Source organism: Hylemonella gracilis, assembly GCF_004328645.1.
Taxonomy (GTDB): Bacteria; Pseudomonadota; Gammaproteobacteria; order Burkholderiales; family Burkholderiaceae_C; genus Hylemonella; species Hylemonella gracilis_B.
Genome location: NZ_CP031395.1, coordinates 477,982 through 495,714 on the forward strand (window position 1 = coordinate 477,982; position 17,733 = coordinate 495,714).

A 17,733-nucleotide genomic window follows, 5' to 3' on the forward strand; every position below is an offset into this window, starting at 1 on the left:
TCTCAGACGCGCGCGGGGCCAGTCCACACGGTCTTGATGTTGGTGAATTCGTGCAGGCCCAGCGCGCCCAGTTCGCGTCCGTAGCCCGATTCTTTGACGCCGCCGAAGGGCAGGCGCGGGTCGGACGCGACCAGGCCGTTGACGAAGACGGCACCCGCCTCAATCTCGCGGCTCAGGCGCCTTGCACGGTCCAGGTCGGTGGTCCAGAGCGCGGCCCCCAGACCGAACGGCGTGCCATTGGCCACGCGCACGGCCTCGTCGGCATCGGCCACCCGCAGAAGGGTGGCGGCCGGTCCGAACGTTTCCTCGCGCGCGGCGGTCATGTCGGGACTGACCTGGTCCAGCACGGTCGGCTGGTAGAAAGCCCCCGGACCGTCAACAGGACGGCCGCCCATCAGCAGGCGTGCGCCCTCCTTCACCGTGGCCAACACCTGCGCATGCAATTCGTCACGCAGGCTGCGCTTGGCCATGGCACCCTGGGTGATGCCGGCGACCATCGGGTCGCCCACCACCAGTTGGCGGGTGAGTTCGCAAAAGGCCTCCGTGAAGCGAGAGGCAACGGCTTGCTCGACGATGAAACGCTTGGCGGCGATGCAGCTCTGACCCGTGTTCTGGAACCGCGCCTTGACCGCGACCTTGGCTGCCGCCTCGACATCGGCGTCGGCCAGCACGATGAACGGGTCCGAGCCGCCCAGTTCGAGCACCTGTTTCTTGAGCGCCTGCCCGGCCTGGGCCGCGATGCTGCGGCCGGCCGGCGTGGAGCCGGTGAAGGTGACGGCGGCGATGCGGGGGTCCTGGATCAGGCCGGCGACTTCGCCCGCGCCCACCAGCAAAGCAACGAACAGGCCCTCGGGCGCGCCAGCCCGGCGGAACACGTCTTCCAGGGCCAGGGCGCACTGCGGCACGTTGCTGGCGTGCTTGAGCACCAGGCCGTTGCCAGCAGCCAGCACGGGCGCGGCGGCGCGCATGACTTGCCAATACGGGTAGTTCCAGGGCATGACGGCCAGCACCACGCCCAGCGGGTCGTAGACCAGACGGCTGTCACTGGCGCCGCTGGGCACCACCTGGTCTTGCAGGAAGCCGGGGGCAGCGTCCGCGTAAAACTCGAAGTTCCAGGCGCATTTCTCCACCTCGGCTTGCGCTTCGGCCAGGGGTTTGCCCATCTCCAGCGTGGCCAGGGGCGCGAGCTCGTCCCTGGCTTCGCGCAGGACACGCGCCACGCGGCGCAGCAAAGCCAAGCGCTCGGCCAGCGGTGTACGGGCCCAGGTCTTTTGCGCGCGCGCGGCCTGTGCCAGCCGCTGCGCCACCTGCTCGCCGCTGTGCGGCGTGTACCGGGCCAGCACGGCGTCGGTGGCGGGGTTCAGGGAAGTGATCATGCCGAAGCCTTGCCCATCAGGGGGGCGATGCCGAGCTCGGTCGCCAGGACCTGCAGATCGGCCATCAGACCGTTGGCGATGGGAATGCCGGCCTCGCGGTAACGGGCACGTTTCTCATGGCTCTGCTCGCCCGGCAGCCAGATGCGCTCCACGCCCGGCAGGCGCTGGCTGCCACGGATGTCGCGCACCAGGTGGTCCACCGCGTGCTTGAAATCGGCCGGGTCGCCGAAGGCCGAGAGGTCGATGACCAGGATGGCCTGGCCGGTGTTGGTGACGGTCTTGAAATCGGCGTTGAAGTCGATCACGTCACGGCCCATGGCCGCGCCGCCCAGGGTGCCGGCCAGCAGGCCGACCATGAGCGCCAGCCCATAGCCCTTGTGTTCGCCAATCGGCAGCAGAAAGCCCTCGTTGGCGCGCTGGGGATCGAGCAGGGGCTTGCCCTCGCGGTCGATCATCCAGCCCACCGGCATCTGCTCCCCACGCTTGGCCTTGGCCTTGACCTTGCCGTAGGCCGCCACCGTGGTGGCCATGTCCAGCACCACGGGCGGCTCTTCGTCGGCGGGGATGCCGGCCGCGATCGGGTTGGTCGACAGCAGCATGTCCATGCCACCCCAGGGCGGCAGGTGATTGGCATTGCCCACCGCGAAGTACAGGCCCAGCATGTCGTGCTCCAGCGGGCGCCGGGCATACAACGAAGCCGGGCCGGCATGGTTGCTGTAGCGCGTGCCGACCCAGGCCACCCCGGTGTTGCGCGCCTTCTCGATGGCGATGTCCACCGCGCGCGAGACCACCAGGTGGCCCATGCCATTGTCACCGTCCACCACCGCCATGCCTGCGCGCTCCCGCACGATGCGGATGTCGGGGTGCTTGTTGATGCCCCCGGCCTGAATGCGCTTGATGTACTGCGGCAGGCGGATCACGCCATGCCCGTCCGAGCCCTGCAGATCGGCCTCCGCCATCAGGCGGGCGACCTGGGTCGCGTCCGCCTCGGGCAGCCCCTGGTTGACGAAGGCCGACTGGATGAAACGCTGGAGTGAAGCTTGGGAGACGAGGGTGGAACTCATGGAAACACGCGGTGAAAAACGCCCCGGAGAAACCGGGGCGCAAAGCTCAATCTCACAATCTCAATCGGCCGTGATCTTGTTGTCCTGGATCACCTTGCGATACAGCTCGAACTGCTTCTTGGTCGCGGCACCGAAGTCAGCGGCCGAGGTGCCCCGCGGCGTGACGCCGATGGCCGTCAGCTGCTTCTGCAGTTCCGGATCCGCCACGGCCTTGCGCACTTCGTCGTTGAGCCGCTTGATGATGGGCGCGGGCGTGCCGGCGGGCGCCACCATGGCGAACCAGGAGTTGAAGGTGAAACCCGGCATGCCACTTTCCTGGAATGTCGGCACGCTCGGGTACTGGGGCATGCGCTCCGGCGTCGACACGGCCAGCAGGCGTAGCTTGCCGGCCTGGATCAGCGAGGTCACGGTGCCCAGGCCCTGCATGGACGCATCTACCTCGCCCGCGGCCACGCCAACCGCGGCGGGCGTCGCGCCCTTGTAGGGGATGTGCACCAGGTCCAGATTGGCGCGGCCGGCAACGAGCGCCATGGCGATGTGCTGCGGGCTGCCGTTGCCACCCGAGCCGTAGTTGAGCTTGCCGGGCGCCGCCTTGGCGGCGGCCAGGAAATCCGACAGGGTGCGGTACGGTGAATCGGCCTTGACCACCAGGCCCCATTCGATCGTGCCCACCAGGGACACCGGCGCGAAGTCGGTCAGGGCGTTCCAGGGTGTCTTCGGGTTCAGGTTGGGCACCATGGTCAGGATGCTGTCATTGAAGCCACCGATGGTGTAGCCGTCGGGCGTGGAACGCGCGACACGGTCGGCACCGACCAGGCCGGAAGAGCCCGGCAGGTTCTCAATCACCACACCCTGCCCCATGGAGTCGCTCATCTTCTGCGCGACTAGGCGCGCGGCGTTGTCCACCGCGCTGCCCGTGGCCAGCGGGATGATCATCTTGATCGGCTTGTTCGGATAGTTCTGGGCCATGCCGACGAGCGGCAGCGCGAGCAGAGCGGTCAACAACAGGCGATTCAGTTTTTTCATAAGTTCCCTAACGACGTCCTTGAAAATGGAAGCGTTTGCATGGTGTCTTGAGGCGACAGGTTTTGTCTAATGCTGAATTCGCCTCCCGCCATATCATTCAGCTATCGCTGTAACACCGGCGGCCCTCGATGTAACAACCGCCCCTCATGAACCTCCGAACCCTGCGCTATTTCATCGCGATCGTTGACGCCGGCAGCCTGACGGCGGCGGCGGCGGCCATCCCGATCGCGCAGCCGGCGTTGACGCGTCAGCTGCGGGATCTGGAGCAGGAAATGGGCACGCAGCTGTTGCAGCGTCTGCCGCGCGGCGTGCGGCCGACCCCGGCGGGGGTGACTTTTTATGAATCCGCGCAGCGCATGCTGGCCGAGGCCACGCGGCTGGGCCAGCAGCTGGCCCATCACCGGCAGCGGGACAAGGCCACCATCGTGCTCGGCACGTCGCCCACGCTGGCGCAGCTGCTGCTGCCGGGGCTGTTCGAGACCTGCGTTCAGTCACTCGAGGAAGTGGAGCTGCGGTGCCGCGAAGCTTTCACCCCCACGCTGCTCGACCTGCTGACGCGCGGCATGATCGACATGGCCATCGTCACCAACCCGGAGCCTGGACGTGCGCTGTCGCTGCAGCCCTTGCTGGGGGAGCCGTTCGCGCTGGTCTCCCACACGCAGATGCGCGTCGGCCCCATCGTGTCGGTGGCTCAGCTCACGCGCATCCCCCTGCTGATGACCAGCCTGCACCGCGGCATCTTGGACCGCCAATTGGTCCGGGTCGGCCGGTCCTTGCCCGTGCATGCGGAGATCGATTCGATCGACACCATCCGCGAACTGGTCGCGCGGGGCCGTTGGGCGACCATCATGCCGGTGTCGGTCTTCAAGGGAACGCCGCAGCACCCCCGGCACCCGCAGATCGTGATGTCCGAAATCTCAGGCGTGCAGCTCAACCGCATGCTGGTGCTGGCGACGCGCGCGGAACCGCGTCCGCGTCCGGCGCTGGCCTTGGTGCAGGAGTTCGTGATCGCCGAGTTCTCGCGCCTGGAGCGGCAAGGCGTATTCAGTTTCGCGGAGGGTGACGGCGCCAGTGGGGAGCAGGCAGAACCGGCGGGCGCAATCCGGCGCGCTTAGCCGAGGATGCCGCGAGAGCGCGGGGCCAGCGGATCATGGCGAGGCCTCGGCTCGGGAGCCTCGGGAACATCTGGTGCGGCTGGCGGGGATCGAACCCACGACCCTTGGCTTCGGAGGCCAATACTCTATCCACTGAGCTACAGCCGCATTGCGTGTGCAGCCCGCGATTGTAGGCGTTTTCGCCGGCCTCGAGGCCCGGCAGCGGACAGGCCAAAGCTATAATCCGGCCCGATTGCAAGTCATCCATTCCCAGGAATTCCAAGGATCAAGACATGAGCGCACAACAACACGAAGAAGCCCACACGGGCCCGATCAAGACGCCCAAGCAGGTGATGTGGGTGTCCATGGCCGCCTTCGTGCTTCCGGTTTTCATCATCATTGGCTTGGTGTTCTTCGTGGTGTCCGACAAGAAGCCGGCCGCCGGCACGACGAACATGGAAAAGTCCGTGGCCGAGCGCATCCAGAAGGTCGGCTCCGTCGAGATTCGTGACGCCAACCGCCCGCTTAAGAGCGGCGAAGCCGTCTATCAGGCCCAGTGCATCGCCTGCCACGGCGCGGGTCTCGCCGGCGCGCCCAAGTTCGGTGACCATGCCGCCTGGGCCGCCCGCATCAAGAACAGCTTTGACAGTCTCGTGAACTCCGCCCTCAAGGGCAAAGGCGCCATGTCGCCCCAAGGCGGTGGCGAGCACAACGACACCGAGATCGCCCGGGCGGTGGCCTTCATGGCCAATGCCGGTGGCGGCAAATTCACGGAACCGGCCGCACCGGCCGCCGCGAAGTAATTGGAGTTCCCGGGCCTTGTGGCCCGTTCCACCATCAAAAGCCGGTCATGCACCGGCTTTGTCGTTTCGGCTTTGCCATTTGTGGGCGGCCCCATCGTGAGCTGCCGAGGACCAGTCCACCATGCCCAACCCCCCGGAAGAACGATGACCCCAAGCCACCGGGACTACGCCGTGCTCTTCGTCTGCACCGGCAACATCTGCCGCAGCCCCACCGCACATGGCGTATTCCTGAAACAGGTGCAGCAAGCCGGTTTGCAGCGGCGCGTGCGGGTGGATTCGGCCGGCACCCACGGCTACCACATGGGCGATCCGCCCGACGCACGCAGCCAGCACCACGCGACGCTGCGCGGTTATGACTTGTCTGACCTGCGCGCACGCCGGATCGAGGAAGACGACTTCACACGGCATGACCTGATCCTGGCCATGGATCAGGGTCATCTGGCACTGCTCACCCAGCGTTGCCCGCCCGAGCTGCGCCACAAGCTGCAAGCCTTCACGCGATGGTGCCAGCGGCACTCAGCGGCAGAGGTGCCGGACCCCTATTACGGCGAAGCGCGAGGTTTTGAGCAGGTGCTGGACCTGGTCGAGGACGGCTGCGCCGGCCTGCTCGCGCATGTGCGCGAGCAATTGCGCTGACGCTGACGCAGACGCGAGCGCGCCCCGCCGGCACCGGCCCTGGCGATCAGGGGTACAGACCGCGCAATTCGCGCGCTTCCAGCACCCGGGTACAGGCGATCACGAAGGCGGCCGTGCGCAAGGCCAGCTTGCGTTCCTGCCCCAGATCCCAAATCGCGCGGAAAGCATCGCTGAGCGCCCGGTCGAGGCGGGCGTTGATGTCGGCTTCGGTCCAGAAGAAAGACGATGCGTTCTGCACCCACTCGAAATAGCTCACGGTCACGCCACCCGCGTTGGCCAGCACGTCGGGCAGGACAAGCGTGCCACGCTCCAGCAGGATGTCCTCGGCCTGCGGGGTCGTGGGGCCGTTGGCACCTTCGACCACCAGCTTGGCACGGATGCGCCCGGCGTTGTCGGCCGTGATCTGGTTCTCCAGCGCGGCGGGCAGCATCACCTCGCACTCGACCTCCCAGAACTTGTCATTGCTGATGCGCTCGACACCGGGAAAATCCAGCAAGGTGCCCTGATGCGCGGCGATGAACGCCGTGAGCGCGTGCGGATCGATGCCTGCAGGGTTGTAGATGCTGCCCGCCACGTCCTGGATGGCCACGATGCGCGCGCCGTTCTCCTGGAACACGCGCGCCGCCGCATTGCCCACGTTGCCGAAGCCTTGCACGGCCACGCGCGCGCCCTTCATCTCCATGCCCAGGCGTTGCATGGCTTCGCGCGCCACGACAAAGCAACCACGGCCCGTGGCATCGCGCCGCCCCAGACTGCCGCCCAGGGTGATGGGCTTGCCCGTCACCACGCCGGTGCTGGTAGCCCCGACGTTCATGGAATAGGTGTCCATCATCCAGGCCATGATGCGTTCGTTGGTGTTCACATCGGGCGCGGGGATGTCGCGCTCAGGGCCGATGATGAGGCCGATCTCGCTGGTGTAACGACGCGTGAGGCGCTCCAGCTCGCTCATCGAAAGCTGTTTCGGATCGACACGGATGCCGCCCTTGGCGCCGCCGTAGGGCAGGTTGACGGCCGCGTTCTTCACGGTCATCCAGCCCGCCAGGGCCATGACCTCGGACAGGGTCACGCCGGGGTGGTAACGCACCCCGCCCTTGCCTGGCCCGCGCGAGACGTTGTGCTGCACGCGGTAGCCCTCAAAGTGCCGCACCGTGCCGTCGTCCATGTGGATGGGTACGTCGACGATCAGGGAACGCTTGGGACGGCGCAGGGTATCGGCCCACACGCTGAGCTTGCCCAAGTGGGGCAGCACGCGGTCGACCTGTTCGAGGAAGGTGGCCCAGGGCCCCAGATCGGCGGGGTTCAGGTAGGAGGGCAGGTTGGGATGGGTGGACAGACTCATGAGAGACTCCTGTGGATAGGGGCAAGCCACCCTCTTGGTGGCTTGCGGGCGTGATTGTGACGCCTGGGCCGGGTTCCAGATGCCAGGACCTACGCCACCTTGGGCTTGGTGGGCTTTTGTCCGGCTTCGCTGCCTGTCACAAGATTCATGCGGCCCCCGTATCGGGGGCCACGCCCTTCGTATCCCCCGCGATGAACGCCGGACTGCGGACATAGCCGTAACGACCGGGCAGGTCCGCCGCATGCGCTGCTTCGGGCTGCCATTGCCCCGCTTCCACCAGATCGGCGGCCAGATTCATGTCCTGGGTGTGCACCAGGCCGAAGCCCAGCGTCGTGAGCAAGTACAGCCGGCCCGCTTCATCCAGCAGGCAGTTCAGAAACGCGGCGGACACACCACTGTGTGAGCGCACGCTGGCGGTCGGCACCGCTCCGTCGTGTTGGACACCCATGCCATGCTCGCCATCCAGGCGCCAGATCCAGGGCGTGGTGTCGAGTTCCACGAACACCCGCTGTGGACCATTCTGGAAGTACCAGCAACCCCGGTCGTCGCAGGCGTAGTTGCGGTGAATGAATTCGATCAGCTTCTCGTGTTTCAGCAAGGACCCCCTGGACCCTGGCAAACCGCTGTCGAAAGCGCCTGCTGCCTGGGCCCGGTCGTCACGCATCCACCAGTTGCCGCGCGCATCCAGGCCGAGCCAGCCGTAGCAGTCAGGCACGTTGGGCCACTTGGCCATGGCTTGTCGGACGAGGTCATCCACGGCTCGGTACCTTGGTTCGCAGGCCCGAAGCGTCCAACAGCCAGTCGCCCACGGCGCGGGGCATGTCCATCACATGGCCGGCCGGCCAGCGCCCGCAGGGGAACCCCACATGCCCACCCTGGGGCGGTTGCCAGAGCGTCACGAAGCGCCCGGCGTCCTGCGCGCGGGGCAGGCTGGACGCGGGCACGAAAGGGTCGTTGCGGGCGTTGAGCGCCAGCGCTGGCACGCGGATGGCCGGCAGATGCGGCTTGGCCGAGGCACGATCCCAGTAGTCGTCGACATTGCGGAATCCGTGCAGGGGCGCGGTGAACACATCATCGAACTCGTACAGGGTACGCGCGCGGCCCAGCCGCTCACGGTCGAACAGACCTGGGTGCTGGTTCCATTTGGCCAGGGCCTTGGGTTTCATGGTCGAGAGGAACATGCGCGTGTAGACCTGCCGGTTGAAACCCCGGCCTATGGCGTGCCCGCCTGCCGCCAGATCCAGGGGCGAACAGACTGCCGCCACGGCGTCCACCACCTGCGCGGCGGCCTCGCCCAATTCCCCCGCCCAGCGCAGCAAGGCATTGCCCCCCAGGGAAATGCCGACCGCGATCAGGCGCTGCCCGGGCGCGGCGAAGCGCGCGCGCAGACGTCGCAGGATCCAGTCGATTTCTTGCCAGTCCCCCGAGTGGTAGGCGCGAGGGGCGCAATTCAGTTCACCGCTGCAGCCGCGAAAGTGCGGCACGGCATAAGCCAGGCCTTGCGACCTTGCCCAACCGGCGTAGGCCTGGGCGTACTGGCTCTGAGTAGAGCCTTCCAGACCGTGGAAGAGCACCAGCAGGCCGGCCGGCGCATCACCCGTGTCCTGCAGCCAGTCCACATCGATGAAGTCGCCATCGGGCGTGTCCCACCGTTCACGGCGGAATCGAGGCGCGCGGCCTTCGACACGCTGGCCATAGAGCGCCGGCCAGATGGTCTGCAAATGGCCGCCAGGCAGCCAGAGAGGAGCACGGTAGTTCTGCATGGACCGCTGATTGTCCCTTGTTGACCCAAGCCCTGCCCTTGGGTTTGCGGGCGTGGGTCCAAAGCAAACAGCCCCGCGCATCGCTGCCGGGGCTGCTGACAAGACCGGATGGGCCGGAATTACTTCTTGCGCAGGTACTTGCGCAAGGCCGCGATCTCGGCAGCCGCGATCGCCAGCTCGGACTGGGCCTTGGCCAGGTCCAGCTCGCTCTTCGCGTTCTTGATCGCCTCCTCGGCAGCCTGGCGCGCGGCGCCCGCCTTTTCCTCGTCCAGGTCCTTGCCGCGCACGGCGGTGTCGGACAGCACGGTCACGCAGTCAGGCTGCACTTCGAGGATGCCGCCCGCGACGAAGACGAACTCTTCCTTGCCGTCGGCCAGCTCGATGCGCACCGAACCGGGCTTGACGCGCGTGATCAGCGGGGTGTGACGCGGATAAATGCCGAGTTCACCCGCTTCGCCGGGCAGCGCGACGAATCGCGCCTCGCCCGAGAAGATGGACTCTTCGGCACTGACCACATCGACGTGAATAGTTGCTGCCATGTTCAATCCTTTCCATCGTAAGCAAGCAGACGGGATGGCTGGTTAGGCGCCGCGCACAGCCGTACAAACAGTACGGCGAGCACGGCAACAACACCAGACGCCCGTGTGCGCCGCTTACTTAGACTTTTTTCGCCTTCTCGAAGGCTTCGTCGATGGTGCCGACCATGTAGAAGGCCTGCTCGGGCAGGTGGTCGCATTCGCCAGCCACGATCATCTTGAAGCCGCGGATGGTCTCGGCCAGGGGCACGTACTTGCCCGGAGCGCCGGTGAACACTTCGGCCACGTGGAAGGGCTGCGACAGGAAACGCTGGATCTTGCGCGCGCGGGCCACGGTGAGCTTGTCCTCGGGGGCCAGCTCGTCCATGCCCAGGATGGCGATGATGTCGCGCAGTTCCTTGTAGCGTTGCAGCGTGCCTTGCACGGCGCGGGCCGTGTTGTAGTGCTCTTCGCCCACCACTTGCGGGTCGAGCTGGCGGCTGGTGGAGTCCAGCGGGTCCACGGCGGGGTAGATACCCAGCGAGGCGATGTCACGGCTCAGCGCCACGGTGGAGTCCAGGTGGGCGAAGGTGGTGGCGGGCGACGGATCCGTGTAATCGTCAGCCGGCACGTACACGGCCTGGATCGAGGTGATGGAACCGACCTTGGTCGACGTGATCCGCTCTTGCAGGCGGCCCATTTCCTCGGCCAGCGTCGGCTGGTAACCCACGGCGGAAGGCATGCGACCCAGCAGGGCGGACACTTCGGTACCGGCCAGGGTGTAGCGGTAGATGTTGTCCACGAAGAACAGCACGTCCTTGCCTTCGTCACGGAAGGCTTCGGCCATCGTCAGGCCGGTCAGTGCCACACGCAGACGGTTGCCCGGAGGCTCGTTCATCTGGCCGTAGACCATGGCCACCTTGGAGTCGCCCAGGCTCTCCTGGTTCACGACGCCGGCATCCGACATTTCATGATAGAAGTCATTGCCCTCACGGGTACGCTCACCCACGCCGGCAAACACGGACAGCCCCGAGTGCGCCTTGGCGATGTTGTTGATGAGCTCCATCATGTTCACGGTCTTGCCCACGCCCGCGCCGCCGAACAGACCCACCTTGCCACCTTTGGCGAAGGGGCAGACCAAGTCGATCACCTTGATGCCGGTTTCCAGCAATTCCTGTGCAGGCGCCAGTTCGTCGTAAGCCGGGGCCTTGCGGTGGATCGAGGCCGTCTGGGCCTGATTCACGGGACCACGTTCGTCGATGGGATTGCCCAGCACGTCCATGATGCGGCCCAGGGTCGCCTTGCCCACGGGCACGGTGATGGGCTTGCCGGTGTTGGTCACCATCAGGCCGCGGCGCAGGCCGTCGGAAGAACCCAGGGCGATGGTACGGACCACACCGTCGCCAAGCTGCTGCTGCACCTCGAGCGTCAGGGCCGAACCGTCCATCTTCAGGGCGTCATAGATGTGGGGCATCTGGTCGCGCGGGAACTCCACGTCCACCACGGCGCCGATACATTGAACGATCTTGCCCTGCACTTGCGTGTTTGCTTGAGCCATGTCTTTGCTCCGGTAAATTGAATCTTGCTTAAACGGCTATCAGACGGCAGCGGCACCGGCCACGATTTCCGACAGTTCCTTGGTGATGCCAGCCTGCCGGGTCTTGTTGTAGACCAGCTTGAGCTCTTTGATCACGTTGCCGGCGTTGTCGGTCGCAGCCTTCATGGCCACCATGCGGGCGGACTGTTCGGACGCCATGTTCTCGGCCACGGCCTGGTAGACCAGCGCTTCAACATAGCGCAACAGCAGCTCATCGATGACGGCTTGCGGGTCAGGCTCGTAGAGGTAGTCCCAATCGTGCTGCGGCCCGGCCGCCTGCGTCTCGTCGCGCATCTGCTGAACGGACAGCGGCAGCAGTTGCTGCACCACAGGCTCCTGCCGCATGGTGTTGATGAACTTGGTGTAGCAGAGGTACACCGCGTTCAGTTCGCCACGCGTGTACGCATCGAGCAGTACCTTGACCGGACCGATCAGCTTGTCCAGATGCGGCGTGTCGCCGAGCTGGATGGACTGCGACACCACCTTGGCGCCGACGCGGTTCAGGAAACCCAGGCCCTTGTTGCCGATGGCCACCGCCCGCGTTTCGACGCCGGCAGACTGCAGTTCACGCAGTTTGCCGGTCACGGCGCGCAGCACGTTGGTGTTGAGACCGCCGCAGAGGCCTTTGTCGGTCGTCACCACGATCATGCCGGCGGCCTTGGCCTCTTCATGCGTCTGCATGAAGGGATGCACGTACTCCGGGTTGGCCCGGCCGAGGTTGGTGGCGATGTTGCGCACCTTCTCGGCGTAGGGACGGGCCGAAGCCATGCGCTGCTGTGCCTTGCGCATCTTGGACGCGGCCACCATTTCCATGGCCTTGGTGATCTTCTTGGTGTTCTCCACCGATTTGATCTTGCCGCGTATTTCCTTGCCTGCTGCCATCGTGGGCTCCTAATCCTGTCGGGCCGGAATCACGCGAAGGTCTTCTTGAACGCAGCGATCGCGGCGCTCAGTTCGGCTTCGGCATCCTTGTCCATGGCCTTGTTGGCTTCCAGCTTGGCCAGCAGCGCGGCGCTCTTGTCCTTGAGCCAGGCGTGCAGGCCGGCTTCGAAGGAAAGCACCTTCTTGACTTCGACGTCGTCGAGGAAGCCCTTGTTCACGGCGAACAAGGAGGCGGCCATCAGACTGATGGACAAGGGGCTGTACTGGGCCTGCTTGAGCAGTTCGGTCACGCGGGCACCGCGGTCCAGTTGCTTCTTGGTGGACGCATCCAGATCGGAGGCGAACTGCGCGAAGGCAGCCAGTTCACGGTACTGCGCGAGGTCGGTACGAATACCGCCGGACAGGCTCTTGATGAGCTTGGTCTGAGCGGCACCACCGACGCGCGACACCGAGATACCGGCGTTGATGGCAGGGCGGATACCGGCGTTGAACAGGTTGGTTTCCAGGAAAATCTGGCCATCGGTGATCGAGATCACATTGGTCGGCACGAAAGCCGACACGTCACCAGCCTGGGTTTCGATGATCGGCAGGGCCGTCAGCGAACCGGTCTTGCCCTTGACGGCGCCCTTAGTGAAGGCCTCGACGTAGTCGGCGTTCACGCGAGCGGCACGCTCCAGCAGGCGGCTGTGCAGATAGAACACGTCACCGGGATAGGCTTCGCGACCCGGTGGGCGGCGCAACAGCAGCGACACCTGACGGTAAGCCACGGCCTGCTTGGACAGATCGTCATAAACGATCAGGGCGTCCTCGCCACGGTCGCGGAAGTATTCGCCCATCGTGCAGCCGGAGTAGGCCGACACGTACTGCATGGCAGCCGATTCGGAAGCGGTGGCTGCAACGACGATGGTGTACGCCATCGCGCCGGCCTGCTCCAGCGCACGCACCACGTTCTTCACCGACGAAGCCTTCTGACCGATGGCCACGTAGATGCAGGTCATGTTCTGACCCTTCTGGTTGATGATGGCGTCGATGGCCACGGCGGTCTTGCCGGTCTGGCGGTCGCCGATGATCAGCTCGCGCTGGCCGCGGCCGACCGGCACCATGGCGTCGATCGACTTCAGGCCGGACTGCATGGGCTGGTCCACGGACTGACGGGCGATCACGCCGGGTGCGACCTTCTCGATCACGTCGGTCATCTTGGCGTTGATCGGGCCCTTGCCATCGATCGGCTGGCCCAGAGCGTTCACCACGCGGCCAACCAGTTCGGGGCCGACCGGCACTTCCAGAATGCGGCCCGTGCACTTGACGGTATCGCCTTCGGAGATGTGTTCGTACTCGCCCAGAATCACGGAGCCGACGGAATCGCGCTCGAGGTTCAGGGCCAGGCCGTAGGTGGGCTGACCATCCTTGCCGGCCGGGAACTCCAGCATTTCGCCCTGCATCACGTCGGACAGACCGTGGATGCGGACGATGCCGTCGGTCACGGAAACAACCGTGCCCTGATTGCGGATGTCGGCGCTGGCGGACAGGCCTTGGATCCGGCTCTTGATCAGTTCAGAGATCTCTGCGGGATTGAGCTGCATGACTCTTTCCTTCTTACTCGTTGAGGGGCGGCGCACCCGGCATCAAGCCGTGAGCGCCACTTTCATTTGTTCCAGACGGGCTTTGACGGACGTGTCAAGCACCTCGTCACCCACCACCACGCGGATACCGCCGATCAGCTCGGGGTCCAGCGCCACCTTGACATTGAGCTTGCGGGCGAAGCGCTTTTCCAGCGTTGCCTTCACGCCCTCGAGCGCCGCGCCCTCAATCGGGAAGGCGCTGTAAACCTCGGCGTCCGACATGCCGCCCTGCGCGTTCTTGAGCACGCGAAACTGGGCGGCAATCTCGGGCAGGGCGCTCAGGCGGCCGTTGCCGATGACGGTGCGCAGGAAGTTCTTGGCAGCGTCGGACAGCGGCGTCTTGGCCACGCCGGCGATCAGATCGAACACCTGCGCCTCGGTCGCGCGCGGATTGCCGGCGAACTGCTGAAGCTGGGCATTGGCCGCGATCGCGGCCAGTTCTTCAACCCAGCGGGACGCGCCTTCGAGGTCGCTCTTGACCGCAGCGAACAGCGCTTCGGCGTAGGGTCGGGCAATGGTGGCAAGTTCAGCCATGGTCACACCCTCACAGCTCAGTCTTCAGGCGACTCAGCAGATCCGCATGGACGCCAGCATTGACCTCCTTGCGAAGGATCTGCTCGGCACCCTTGACGGCCAGCGCGGCCACCTGCTCACGCAGGGCTTCGCGCGCGGCGATGGCCTGCTGCTCGGCCTCGGCCTTGGCGGCGGCGACGATCTTGTTGCCTTCCTCGCTGGCGCGGGCCTTGGCTTCCTCGATGATGTCGCGCGCGCGGCGCTCGGCATCGGCCAGGCGGGCAGCCGTTTCATTGCGAGAAGAAGCCAGCTCGGCCTCGACGCGTTTGTCGGCGGCGGCGAGATCGGCCTTGGCCTTGTCGGCGGCGGCGAGACCATCGGCAATCTTCTGGGCCCGCTCGTCAAGCGCCTTGGCGATGGGTGGCCACACGAATTTCATCGTGAACCAGACCAGGATCGCGAAGACGATTGCCTGCAGGATCAGGGTTGCATTGATATTCACGGCTTACTCCTTTCGGGCGTGAAAGGAACCGAGATCAGGCGGCGATGACGAAGGGGTTGGCGAAAGCGAACAGCAGAGCGATGGCCACGCCGATCAGGAAAGCGGCGTCGATCAGGCCGGCCAGGATGAACATCTTGGTTTGCAGTTCGTTCATCAGCTCGGGCTGACGGGCCGAGGACTCGAGGAACTTGCCACCCATCAGGGCGATACCGATGGAAGCGCCGATGGCGCCCAGACCGACGATCAGACCGCAAGCCAGAGCAACGAGGCCGAGAATGTTTTCCATTTGGGAGACTCCTAGGTTAAAAGAAAAGAAAAAAGAAAATTGGAGAAGGATCGAGAGATCGGTCAGCCGTCGCCGGCCGACTGCGTCAGTGCGCCTCGTGCGCCTGACCCGTGTAGATCAGCGTGAGCATCATGAAGATGAAGGCCTGCAAGGTGATGACCAGGATGTGGAACAGCGTCCACACCGTGCCGGCGATCACATGGCCAATGGCCAGGCCGATGCCGGTGCCGGACACCGCCCAGGCACCGCCCATCAGGGCGATCAGCATGAACACCAGCTCGCCCGCGAACATATTGCCGAACAGCCGCATGCCGTGCGAGACGGTCTTGGCGACGTATTCGATCATCTGCATCAGGAAGTTGATCGGATACAGCGCCCAGTGGTCACCGAAGGGCGCGGCGATCAGCTCATGCGCCCAGCCGCCCAGACCCTTGATTTTGATGTTGTAGACCAGGCAAACGATCAGCACGGAGCACGACAAGCCCAGCGTGGTGGACAGATCGGCGGTGGGCACCACGCGCATGAAGGCATGGTGGTCTCCGGTGGTGGTCTGCCAGAGCAGGGGCAGCAGATCGACCGGAAGCATGTCCATGAAGTTCATCAGGAAGATCCAGACGAACACCGTCAAGGCCAGCGGGGAAATCAACTTGCGGCTCTTGGCGTTGTGGATCACGCCCTTGGCTTGGTTCTCGACCATCTCGACCAGGATCTCGACCGCCGCCTGGAAGCGGCCGGGCACGCCAGAAGTGGCCTTGCGCGCGGCACGCCAGAGCACGAAGCAGCCGATCACGCCCAGTACCAACGACCAGAACACCGAGTCGAGGTTAAAGAGGCTGAAATCAACTATGCCCTTCTGCTCCCTGGCAGCGAAGGAGAAATCCATCTGCAGATGTTGCAGATGGTGTTTGATGTACTCACCGGCCGTCGGGCCGTGAGCTTCACTCGCAATCTCAGCAGACATAGATCAGACCACCAACTTTTAATTCAAATCCCGCGTGACTCAGCCGCATTTCGGGACATGCGCCGCATCTCTAACCATGCGGCCACGCCATGCACTTTCATCGCCACCACCAACCCGCCCACCAGGGCCAGCCAGCTCAAACCGGGGAACAACCAGGGCGCCGCGACCAGCATGGCCACTGTCAGCGCGAGCTTGGTCAGCTCCCAAATGAAAAATCTCAGCAAAGTGACGCCCGCCGCTGCGGCATGATTGGCCACCGGCCGCGACATCACCCGCGCCAACAAGGCCGCGGGCAACACAACCGCCCCGGCGCCATACAGCACGGACCCCGCACTGGACAGCATTCCGCCTGAGGAGCCACCCCAGCCGCTCACCAGCCCGACCAGCCCCGTCAATCCCGCGACGAGCACACCCACCACAGCCTGCCAAGCGACTATGCGCCACGGCGACGCCGCCGGATACCGCTGACGCCACAGGCGCGCCTCCTCGGCGCTCAAGGGCTGGGGTTCGACCTCCTCGGCCTCGTCCCAGGAACCCTGACTTCCCTGACGTTCGCCTTCGTTTTTGGCGTGGTTTGTCAACTTTTGCAAAGCCACGCATTATAGGTTCAAAAATTTGTCCACCCAGGGTAATCCCAAGCGGCTCACCGGGGCTTCCGCGCGCGGATCGCGCCACCCCAATGGTGTCAATCCATTGGTATATGACGTTCCGACCCCATTTGCGCTGCACGATGATCTGTTCTGCGACACTGCCCCCCATGACCAGCCAGCCCGACACCCCCGCCTCACGCGCCGACAGCCTGATTGAATATCCCAGCGCCTTCCCCATCAAAGTCATGGGCGCGCGGGTGGACGGTTTTGTCCATGCCGTCACCCATCTGGCCCTCGAGTTCGACCCCAGTTTCGACGCCTCGACCATCGAGCTGCGCGAAAGCAAGGGGGGCAACTACCTGGGGGTGACCATCACGGTCACGGCCACCAGCCGCGAGCAACTCGACAACCTGTACCGCGCACTGACCTCGCACCCCATGGTCAAGGTCGTGCTCTGAGTCGGCGACCGTGATGGAAATCAGCGTGCTGGGCCGCGTGGACTACCTGCCTACCTACCAGGCCATGCAGGACTACACGTCACAACGCGGCCCCGACACACCGGACGCGTTGTGGCTGTGCGAGCACCCTTCCGTGTTCACGCAGGGGCTGGCGGGCAAAGCCGACCACCTGCTCGTTCCCGGCGATATCCCCGTGGTGCAAACCAACCGTGGCGGGCAGGTGACCTACCACGGACCGGGGCAGGTCATGGCCTACCCGCTGATCGATCTGCGCCGGGCGGGGTATTTCGTCAAGGAATACGTGTATCGGCTGGAGGAAGCCATCCTCCGCACCCTGGCGCATTACGGCGTCACAGGCCACCGCGTGGCCGGCGCCCCCGGCATCTATGTGCGGCTGGACGACCCCTACGGCCATGCGCCTCTTGCGCAGCGCCCGCAAAAAGGCCATATCAGTGACAAAGCGCCCGACTTCACGGGCCTGGGAAAAATCGCTGCGCTGGGCGTGAAAGTGAGCCACCACTGCACTTACCATGGCCTGGCGTTGAACGTGACCATGGACCTGGAACCCTACAACCGTATCAACCCCTGCGGCTACCCCGGGCTGCCCACGGTCGACCTTTCTACAATGGGCGTCTCCGTCGACTGGAACGACGTGGCCCAGGTGCTGGGCGACAAATTGCGCGCCCATCTCCAACCCTGAACACAC

At 65.1% G+C, this 17,733-nt stretch carries 20 protein-coding genes and 1 tRNA gene; 5 read left to right on the forward strand and 16 right to left on the reverse strand.

Going from position 1 to position 17,733, the window contains the following annotated elements:
• Positions 1-2 precede the first annotated feature (2 nt).
• From DW355_RS02330 to DW355_RS02340, 3 genes are read right to left on the reverse strand one after another with little or no spacing between them, the layout of a single operon-like run.
• On the reverse strand, positions 3-1,376 hold the full coding sequence (locus tag DW355_RS02330; RefSeq protein WP_131277717.1) for an NAD-dependent succinate-semialdehyde dehydrogenase: 1,374 nt from the start codon (positions 1,374-1,376) through the stop codon (positions 3-5).
• The gene (locus DW355_RS02335) at positions 1,373-2,440 is read right to left on the reverse strand and encodes an Ldh family oxidoreductase (protein WP_131277719.1); all 1,068 of its coding nucleotides are present in this window, start codon (positions 2,438-2,440) and stop codon (positions 1,373-1,375) included. Before DW355_RS02335 ends, DW355_RS02330 begins: the two co-directional genes overlap by 4 nt.
• 60 nt (positions 2,441-2,500) lie before the next feature.
• A complete protein-coding gene (locus DW355_RS02340) occupies positions 2,501-3,466 on the reverse strand; it encodes a Bug family tripartite tricarboxylate transporter substrate binding protein (protein ID WP_131277721.1) in 966 nt (321 codons plus the stop codon).
• 146 nt (positions 3,467-3,612) lie between these two features.
• Here DW355_RS02340 and DW355_RS02345 point away from each other — a divergent pair, with 146 nt between their 5' ends.
• Entirely contained in the window at positions 3,613-4,581 is a 969-nt protein-coding gene (locus tag DW355_RS02345; protein ID WP_131277723.1) for a LysR family transcriptional regulator, read from the forward strand.
• Positions 4,582-4,652: 71 nt separating this feature from the next.
• On the opposite strand, the gene DW355_RS02350 is transcribed toward DW355_RS02345, so the two are convergent.
• A tRNA-Arg gene (locus DW355_RS02350) sits at positions 4,653-4,728 on the reverse strand.
• 125 nt (positions 4,729-4,853) lie between these two features.
• Here DW355_RS02350 and DW355_RS02355 point away from each other — a divergent pair.
• The gene (locus tag DW355_RS02355; RefSeq protein WP_131277725.1) at positions 4,854-5,363 is read left to right on the forward strand and encodes a c-type cytochrome; all 510 of its coding nucleotides are present in this window, start codon (positions 4,854-4,856) and stop codon (positions 5,361-5,363) included.
• 144 nt (positions 5,364-5,507) lie between these two features.
• The gene (locus DW355_RS02360) at positions 5,508-5,999 is read left to right on the forward strand and encodes a low molecular weight protein-tyrosine-phosphatase (RefSeq protein WP_131277727.1); all 492 of its coding nucleotides are present in this window, start codon (positions 5,508-5,510) and stop codon (positions 5,997-5,999) included.
• 46 nt (positions 6,000-6,045) lie between these two features.
• Here DW355_RS02360 and DW355_RS02365 read toward each other — a convergent pair whose 3' ends face one another.
• The 12 genes from DW355_RS02365 to DW355_RS02420 all read right to left on the reverse strand — a co-directional run bounded on the left by DW355_RS02365 (position 6,046) and on the right by DW355_RS02420 (position 16,569).
• Complete coding sequence (locus tag DW355_RS02365) at positions 6,046-7,338, reverse strand: Glu/Leu/Phe/Val family dehydrogenase (protein ID WP_131277729.1); 1,293 nt, start codon at positions 7,336-7,338, stop codon at positions 6,046-6,048.
• Between the two features lie 145 nt (positions 7,339-7,483).
• Entirely contained in the window at positions 7,484-8,095 is a 612-nt protein-coding gene (locus tag DW355_RS02370; RefSeq protein WP_131277731.1) for a DUF2946 family protein, read from the reverse strand.
• A complete protein-coding gene (locus DW355_RS02375; RefSeq protein ID WP_131277733.1) occupies positions 8,088-9,101 on the reverse strand; it encodes a YheT family hydrolase in 1,014 nt (337 codons plus the stop codon). Before DW355_RS02375 ends, DW355_RS02370 begins: the two co-directional genes overlap by 8 nt.
• 119 nt (positions 9,102-9,220) lie before the next feature.
• Complete coding sequence (locus tag DW355_RS02380) at positions 9,221-9,640, reverse strand: F0F1 ATP synthase subunit epsilon (RefSeq protein WP_035603589.1); 420 nt, start codon at positions 9,638-9,640, stop codon at positions 9,221-9,223.
• Between the two features lie 118 nt (positions 9,641-9,758).
• The gene (gene atpD / locus DW355_RS02385; protein WP_131277735.1) at positions 9,759-11,174 is read right to left on the reverse strand and encodes a F0F1 ATP synthase subunit beta; all 1,416 of its coding nucleotides are present in this window, start codon (positions 11,172-11,174) and stop codon (positions 9,759-9,761) included.
• Between the two features lie 39 nt (positions 11,175-11,213).
• Positions 11,214-12,095 (reverse strand): F0F1 ATP synthase subunit gamma, encoded by an 882-nt coding sequence (atpG, locus tag DW355_RS02390; RefSeq protein ID WP_131277737.1) that lies wholly within the window; start codon positions 12,093-12,095, stop codon positions 11,214-11,216.
• A gap of 29 nt (positions 12,096-12,124) precedes the next feature.
• Positions 12,125-13,678 carry a F0F1 ATP synthase subunit alpha gene (gene atpA / locus DW355_RS02395; protein WP_131277739.1) on the reverse strand — a complete coding sequence of 518 codons (1,554 nt, stop codon included), beginning with the start codon at positions 13,676-13,678 and terminating at the stop codon, positions 12,125-12,127.
• Between the two features lie 42 nt (positions 13,679-13,720).
• Entirely contained in the window at positions 13,721-14,251 is a 531-nt protein-coding gene (locus DW355_RS02400) for a F0F1 ATP synthase subunit delta (protein WP_131277741.1), read from the reverse strand.
• Between the two features lie 10 nt (positions 14,252-14,261).
• A complete protein-coding gene (locus tag DW355_RS02405) occupies positions 14,262-14,732 on the reverse strand; it encodes a F0F1 ATP synthase subunit B (RefSeq protein ID WP_131277743.1) in 471 nt (156 codons plus the stop codon).
• Between the two features lie 34 nt (positions 14,733-14,766).
• Positions 14,767-15,018: a F0F1 ATP synthase subunit C gene (gene atpE, locus DW355_RS02410; protein WP_131277745.1), complete on the reverse strand. Its 252-nt coding sequence runs from the start codon at positions 15,016-15,018 to the stop codon at positions 14,767-14,769.
• 85 nt (positions 15,019-15,103) lie between these two features.
• Positions 15,104-15,979 carry a F0F1 ATP synthase subunit A gene (atpB, locus tag DW355_RS02415; protein WP_131277747.1) on the reverse strand — a complete coding sequence of 292 codons (876 nt, stop codon included), beginning with the start codon at positions 15,977-15,979 and terminating at the stop codon, positions 15,104-15,106.
• A gap of 23 nt (positions 15,980-16,002) precedes the next feature.
• Entirely contained in the window at positions 16,003-16,569 is a 567-nt protein-coding gene (locus tag DW355_RS02420) for an ATP synthase subunit I (protein ID WP_431733204.1), read from the reverse strand.
• Positions 16,570-16,736: 167 nt separating this feature from the next.
• Here DW355_RS02420 and DW355_RS02425 point away from each other — a divergent pair, with 167 nt between their 5' ends.
• Together DW355_RS02425 and lipB are read left to right on the forward strand one after the other, a co-directional pair.
• Positions 16,737-17,027, forward strand: coding sequence for a YbeD family protein (locus DW355_RS02425; RefSeq protein ID WP_131277749.1), 291 nt, complete (start codon positions 16,737-16,739; stop codon positions 17,025-17,027).
• A 13-nt stretch (positions 17,028-17,040) separates the two neighbouring features.
• Entirely contained in the window at positions 17,041-17,727 is a 687-nt protein-coding gene (lipB, locus tag DW355_RS02430; RefSeq protein ID WP_131282204.1) for a lipoyl(octanoyl) transferase LipB, read from the forward strand.
• Positions 17,728-17,733 lie beyond the last annotated feature (6 nt).

Coding starts and splice junctions, on each gene's coding strand:
- DW355_RS02330 (WP_131277717.1), bottom strand. CDS start 1,376: ATGATCACTTCCCTGAACCCCGCCACCGACGCCGTGCTGGCCCGGTAC.
- DW355_RS02335 (WP_131277719.1), bottom strand. CDS start 2,440: ATGAGTTCCACCCTCGTCTCCCAAGCTTCACTCCAGCGTTTCATCCAG.
- DW355_RS02340 (WP_131277721.1), bottom strand. CDS start 3,466: ATGAAAAAACTGAATCGCCTGTTGTTGACCGCTCTGCTCGCGCTGCCG.
- DW355_RS02345 (WP_131277723.1), top strand. CDS start 3,613: ATGAACCTCCGAACCCTGCGCTATTTCATCGCGATCGTTGACGCCGGC.
- DW355_RS02355 (WP_131277725.1), top strand. CDS start 4,854: ATGAGCGCACAACAACACGAAGAAGCCCACACGGGCCCGATCAAGACG.
- DW355_RS02360 (WP_131277727.1), top strand. CDS start 5,508: ATGACCCCAAGCCACCGGGACTACGCCGTGCTCTTCGTCTGCACCGGC.
- DW355_RS02365 (WP_131277729.1), bottom strand. CDS start 7,338: ATGAGTCTGTCCACCCATCCCAACCTGCCCTCCTACCTGAACCCCGCC.
- DW355_RS02375 (WP_131277733.1), bottom strand. CDS start 9,101: ATGCAGAACTACCGTGCTCCTCTCTGGCTGCCTGGCGGCCATTTGCAG.
- DW355_RS02380 (WP_035603589.1), bottom strand. CDS start 9,640: ATGGCAGCAACTATTCACGTCGATGTGGTCAGTGCCGAAGAGTCCATC.
- atpD (WP_131277735.1), bottom strand. CDS start 11,174: ATGGCTCAAGCAAACACGCAAGTGCAGGGCAAGATCGTTCAATGTATC.
- atpG (WP_131277737.1), bottom strand. CDS start 12,095: ATGGCAGCAGGCAAGGAAATACGCGGCAAGATCAAATCGGTGGAGAAC.
- atpA (WP_131277739.1), bottom strand. CDS start 13,678: ATGCAGCTCAATCCCGCAGAGATCTCTGAACTGATCAAGAGCCGGATC.
- DW355_RS02400 (WP_131277741.1), bottom strand. CDS start 14,251: ATGGCTGAACTTGCCACCATTGCCCGACCCTACGCCGAAGCGCTGTTC.
- atpE (WP_131277745.1), bottom strand. CDS start 15,018: ATGGAAAACATTCTCGGCCTCGTTGCTCTGGCTTGCGGTCTGATCGTC.
- atpB (WP_131277747.1), bottom strand. CDS start 15,979: ATGTCTGCTGAGATTGCGAGTGAAGCTCACGGCCCGACGGCCGGTGAG.
- DW355_RS02425 (WP_131277749.1), top strand. CDS start 16,737: ATGACCAGCCAGCCCGACACCCCCGCCTCACGCGCCGACAGCCTGATT.
- lipB (WP_131282204.1), top strand. CDS start 17,041: ATGGAAATCAGCGTGCTGGGCCGCGTGGACTACCTGCCTACCTACCAG.